Below are 6085 nucleotides of genomic sequence, written 5' to 3'. Positions count from 1 at the left end.
CGAACGTGACGGCGGGCGCATCCGGACGGGCCGCAGCCTGCGCCTCGAACAGCGCGGGGATGGTCGTCCGCTCGGCGTCGCGGGCGCCCTTGCCGCCCGCCCAGCGGCGCAGCAGCGTGCGGCGCTCGCCGCGGTCGAGGATCTCGGCGGCGGTGATGGGCGCGCCCGGGTCGGCGACCAGCTCGCGGACGAGGCGCTCGAAGCGGTCCGCGATCGAGGCGGCCGTCTCGGCGTCGAAGAGGTCGAGGGCGTATTCGAGCCCCGCCTCGATGCCGCCGGGTGCGCCGTCGGCGCCGTACCGCTCCTCCAGGTAGAGGGACAGGTCGTATTTGGCGGCGACCGCCGCCAGCGGCTCGGCGCCGCCGGTGAGCCCGTCGAGTTCGAGCCGGGCCTCGGGGTTGTTCTGGAACGACAGGACGACCTGGAACAGCGGGTGCCGGGCCATCGACCGCGCCGGGTTGAGCACCTCGACGAGCCGCTCGAACGGGAGGTCCTGGTGCGCGTACGCGGCCAGGTCGGTCTCCTTCACCCGGGCGATCAGCTCGCGGAACGACGGGTCGCCGGAGGTGTCGGTCCGCAGAACGAGCATGTTCACGAACATGCCGACCAGGTCGTCGAGGGCCTCGTCGGTGCGGCCCGCGACGGGCGAGCCGATCGGCACGTCCGTGCCCGCGCCGAGGCGGGTGAGCAGCGCGGCGTAGGCGGCCTGCATGACCATGAACAGGCTGGCCCCGCTCTCCCGCGCGAGGGCGAGGAGGCCGGCGTGGAGGCCGGCGTCCAACTCGAACGCGTGCGTCCCGCCCCGGTAGGACGCCTCCGCCGGGCGCGGCCGGTCGGTCGGCAGCGCGAGCTCCTCCGGCAGCCCGGCGAGCGCGTCCTTCCAGTACGCGATCTGCCGCGAGATCAAGCTCTCGGGATCGTCCTCGGAACCGAACAGCTCGCGCTGCCAGAGCGTGTAGTCGGCGTACTGGACGGGCAGCGGCGCCCACTGCGGCGCCCGCCCCTCCGCGCGGGCCGCGTAGGCGAGGAGCACGTCGCGGGCCAGCGGCGCCATCGACCAGCCGTCCGCGGCGATGTGGTGCAGGACGAGCATCAGCACGTGGGCGTCGCCGCCGAGCGCGAACAGCCGGGCGCGCAGCGGCGGCTCCACCGACAGGTCGAAGCCGCGCCCGGCCTCGGCGGCCAGCGCCGTCGGCAGCTCCGTCTCGGCGGCCTCGGCGACGTCCAGCCGGGGCCGCGCGGCGGCCGGTTCGAGGACGAGCTGCCGGGCGGTGCCGGACCGGTCCGGGAAGATCGTGCGGAGCGACTCGTGCCGCGCCACCACGTCGGCGAGCGCCTCCCGCAGCGCGTCCCGGTCGAGGGAGCCGTTGAGGCGCAGCGCGACCGGCATGTTGAACGTCGCGGACGCGCCCTCGAACCGGTTGAGGAACCAGAGCCGCTGCTGCGCGTACGACAGCGGCACGACGTCCGGGCGCTCGGCCCGCACCAGCGGCGGGCGCACGTCGCCCGCCGCGTCCGCGAGCCGCTCGGCGAGCCCGGCGGCGGTCGGCGCCTCGAACAGCGCCCGCACGGGCAGCTCCGCGCCCAGGGCGGACCTGATCTTGCTGACCAGCCGGGTGGCGGTGAGCGAGTCGCCGCCGAGGTCGAAGAACCCGTCGTCCACGCCGACCCGCGGCACGCCGAGGACCTCCGCGAACAGCCCGCACAGGATCTCCTCCTGCGGGGTGCGCGGCGCGCGGCTCGCGGCGGCGCCGGTGTCGGGCGCGGGCAGCGCGTCCCGGTCGAGCTTGCCGTGCACGTTGAGCGGCAGGGCGTCCAGGACGGTGAACGACGGGACCATGTAGTCGGGCAGCCGCTCGGCCGCGTACCGGCGGACGGCCGCGACGTCGACGTCCGGGCCGGCCAGGTACGCGGCGAGGCGCTTGTCGCCGGGCCGGTCCTCGCGGACGACCACGGCGGCCTGCGCGACGCCCGCGCATCCCGCGAGGACGTTCTCGACCTCGCCCGGCTCCACCCGGAAACCGCGGATCTTGACCTGGTCGTCGGCGCGGCCGAGGTACTGGATCGTGCCGTCGGGGAGCCGGCGGGCCAGGTCGCCGGTCCGGTACATGCGGTCGCCGGGCGGGCCGAACGGGTCGGCGACGAACCGCTCGGCGGTGAGCGCCGGACGGCGGAGGTAACCGCGCGCGAGCTGCACGCCCGCGAGGTACAGCTCGCCGGGGACGCCCGGCGGGACGGGCTGGAGCGCGCCGTCGAGCACGTACGCCCGCGTGTTCCGGTAGGGGCGGCCGACCGACGGGCGCTCGCTGCGCGCGACGACCTGGTTCATCGTGTCGATGGTCGACTCGGTCGGGCCGTAGAAGTTGCGCGCGGTGAGGCCGGGGACCGCGCGCAGCTCGGCCCACAGGCTCTCGCCGATGTCCTCGCCGCCGAGGAGGAGCTGTGCGGGCAGGTGCCGCCCGTCGCCGTCCAGCAGCCCGGCCTCGCGGAGCGACGCGAAGTGCGACGGGGTGGTGTTGACCAGGTCGATCCGGGCGCGCGCCACGTACGCCGTGTACGCCTCGACGTCGCGGCGGGTGCCGTCGTCGATGAGGTGCAGCTCGTGGCCGTACATCATCCACAGCAGGCCCATCCAGGACGTGTCGAACGAGAACGACGCCAGGTGCGCGAACCGCATGCGCCGCCCGCCGGCGGCCTCGACCGCCGGGTCGATGAACGCGCCCCGGTGCGCCTCGAAGTAGTTGAGCACCCCCACGTGCGGCACGGTCACGCCTTTGGGCCGCCCCGTCGACCCGGACGTGTAGATGACGTAGGCGGCGTTCCCGGCCCGCAGCGCCCGGACCCGCTCCGCGTCGGACGGGTCGTGCGCCGGCCGCCCGGCCGTGTCCGGGAAGTCGTGTTCGGTGATGGCGAGGGCGGGACGGGCGTCGTCCAGCATGTAGGCGATGCGGTCGGCCGGGTACTCCGGGTCGATCGGGACATAGGCGGCGCCGGCCTTCAGGACGCCGAGGATCGCGACGACGATGCGGGGGGTGCGCGGGAGGACGAGCGCGACGCGGTCCTCGGGGCCGACGCCGCGAGCGATCAGTTCGTGGGCGAGGCGGTTGGCCCGCTCGTTCAGCTCCGCGTACGTCAGGCGGGCGTCGCCGCAGACGAGGGCCGTGTCCGAGGGCGTGCGGGCGGCCTGGGCCTCGAAGAGGGCGGGGAGGGTGCCGTCCGGGACGGGGGCGGCGGTGTCGTTCCAGGCGGCCAGGGACGCCCGCTCGGCGTCGTCCGGCAGGTCGACGGCGCCGATCAGGGTGCCGGAGTCGGCGGCGAAGACCTCCAGGAACCGGCGGACGCGGGCGAGGAGCGCCTCGACGACGTGGTGCTCGTAGACGTCGGGGCGGTAGTGCAGGCGCAGCGACAGCCGGTCGCCCGGCGCGGCGACGAGCGACAGGGGGAAGTGGGTCGCGTCGTAGGAGTCGACGGAGGTGATGCGGACGCCGCCGAGGGACCCGTCCATCGTGGACGGGTCGAACGGGTAGTTCTCCAGGACCGTCATCGTGTCGAAGAGCGCGCCGCCGTGGCCCGCGACCCGCTGGATGTCGGTGAGGCCCAGGTGGTGGTGGGCGAGGAGCTCGGTCTGCTCGTCCTGGAGGCGCTCCAGGAGGGCGCCGAGCGACTCGCCGGGCCGGTGGCGGACGCGGATCGGCAGCGTGTTGATGAACAGGCCGATCATCTGCTCGATGCCCGGCAGTTCGGGCGGGCGGCCGGAGACCGTCGCGCCGAACACCACGTCGTCGCTGCCGAGGAGGCGGCCGAGGACGAGCCCCCAGGCGCCCTGCAGCACGGTGCTCAGCGTGACGCCGTGGCGGCGGGCGGCGCGGGTGAGGCGGCGGGTGGTCCGCTCGTCGAGTTCGGTACTGGTCCGCCTCGGGGGCTCCGGGGGCCGGGCGGCGGCCTCGGGCGCGACGAGGCTGGGCTCGTCCACCCCGTCCAGGGCGCGGCGCCAGGCCGCCTCGGCGGCGGTGCGGTCCTGCTGGGCGAGCCACGCCAGGTAGTTCTTGTACGGGGTGACGCGCGGCATCCCCGTGTCGTGGCCGCCCTGCATGTAGAGCAGGAACAGCTCGGTCGCGAGGATCGGCGTGGACCAGCCGTCCAGCAGGATGTGGTGGTTGGTGAAGACGAGCCGGAACCGCTCGGGTCCCATCCGGACGAGGACGAACCGCAGCAGCGGCGGCGACGTCATGTCGAAGCCGCGGGCGCGCTCGCGGGCGACGACGGCGTCGGCCTCGGCGCCCGGCGCGGTGACCTCCTCCCACGGCAGCTCGACCGTGCGCGGGATCACCTGGACGGGGCGCGACAGGTCCTCGTGCCAGAACGCGGCGCGCAGGTTCGCGTGCCGGCGCAGCAGCGTCGCGGCGGCGGTGCGCAGCGCGGCGACGTCCAGGGGGCCTTCGAGGTCGAGGACGAACTGGGCGGTGTAGACGTCGCCGTCGCCCGCGTCGAAGAGGGCGTGGAAGAAGAAACCCTGCTGCAAGGGCGACAGCGGCAGGATGTCCTCAAGGTCCCCCCGGTTCACGATTTCTGCCTCCAGGCGGTCTGCAGCTTGTCGATCTCGTGCTGGTCCAGGTCGACGAGCAGGTCGGACGGGGTGAAGCCGCCCGCGTCCCCGGCGGCGACGTCGGCGGCGAGTCCGCGCAGCGCGGCGAACCAGCCCTCGGCCAGGTCGCGCACGTCGGCGGCCTCCAGCAGGCCGCCCGGCCACGTCCAGGTCGCCGACAGCACCGGCCCGCCGGGCAGGTCGCGGGTGACGGCGTTGATCTCCAGGACGTGCGCCATGGGCATCGCCGGGTCCTCGCCCGCGGGGAGCTCCTCGGCGGCGAGCGTCCAGTCGCCGTCCCCGCCGCCGTCCGCGACGCGGCCCAGGTAGTTGAAGGCGATCTGGGCGGGCGGGGCGGCGGCCAGCTCCTCGGCGGCGTCGCCGCCGCCGTAGCGGAGCAGGCCGTAGCCGATGCCGCCGTCGGGGATGGCCCTGAGCTGCTCCTTCACCGTCTTCAGCGCGGTGCCGCCGGTCGCGCTGCCCGCGTCCAGCCGGACCGGGTGGATCGAGGTGAACCAGCCGGCGGTGCGGGAGACGTCGGCGCCGGGCACGACGTCCTCGCGGCCGTGGCCTTCGAGGTCGACGAGGACGCCGGTGCCGCGCCCGCCCCGGCGCCGCCGCCACTGGGCGACGGCGAGGGCGAGGCCGGTGAGCAGGACGTCGTTGACGCGCCCGTGGAACGCGGCCGGGACCTCGGTGAGGAGGGGCTCGGTCACGTCGGCGGGCAGGTCGAGGGTGACCGAGCGGGCGCGGCCCGCGATGTCCACGCGCGGGTCGAGCGGCCGCTCGGCGAGGTTCTGCGGCGGGCCGTCGACGATGTCGAGCCAGTCCTCCAGCTCGTCCTCGCCCCGCTCGGACGCGGTGAGCTTCTGCGCCCAGCGGCGGAACGACGTCGGGACGGGGTCGAGGTCTCCCCCGGCCCAGGCGGTGACCAGGTCGGGCAGGAGGATGCGCCAGGTCACGCCGTCCACGACGAGGTGGTGCAGGAGGACGAGGAGCCGCCCCTGCTCCTGGCCGGCGTCGAACCAGACGAGCTGCGCGACCGTCCCGGCGGCCGGGTCGAGGCGGTCGCGGGCGGCGGTGGCCTGCTCGGTGATGACGGCCTGCAGCTTGTCGGCGTCCAGGCCGGCGACGTCCACGCGGGTGACGAGGCCGGCCGCGTCGGACGAGCCGTGCGGCTGGACGACGGGCTGCCAGCCGTCGAGGCGGAGCCGCAGGATGTCGTGGTGGTCCAAGAGGGTCTGGAACGCGGCGGTCAGCCGGTCGACGCCGAGGTTCGGCGGCGTGCGCAGCAGCATCGACTGGTGGAAGCCCCGGATCAGGGCGGTGTCGCCGCCCACCCGGTCGCGCAGCCACGCGACGATCGGCGTGACGGGCACGGGCCCGACCCCGGCGCCGGGCGCCTCGGCCTCGACCCGCTCGCCCTCGCCGACCGGCTGCGCGATCGCGGCCAGTTCCTCGACGGTCTGGTGCTGGAACACCTCGCGGGGTGTGATGACC

2 protein-coding genes are annotated in these 6085 nt (G+C 75.2%); both read right to left on the bottom strand.

Going from position 1 to position 6085, the window contains the following annotated elements:
* A partial coding sequence (locus tag ACIWVC_RS33855; protein ID WP_396455105.1) for an amino acid adenylation domain-containing protein occupies positions 1-4564 on the bottom strand: 4564 nt, incomplete at its 3' end.
* On the bottom strand, positions 4561-6085 hold a 1525-nt coding region (locus tag ACIWVC_RS33850; RefSeq protein WP_396452790.1), incomplete at its 5' end, for a condensation domain-containing protein. The genes ACIWVC_RS33850 and ACIWVC_RS33855, both read right to left, overlap by 4 nt.

Source organism: Actinomadura sp., assembly GCF_044508335.1.
Classification (GTDB): domain Bacteria; phylum Actinomycetota; class Actinomycetes; order Streptosporangiales; family Streptosporangiaceae; genus Spirillospora.
This window is presented reverse-complemented; position numbering and strand designations above follow the sequence as displayed.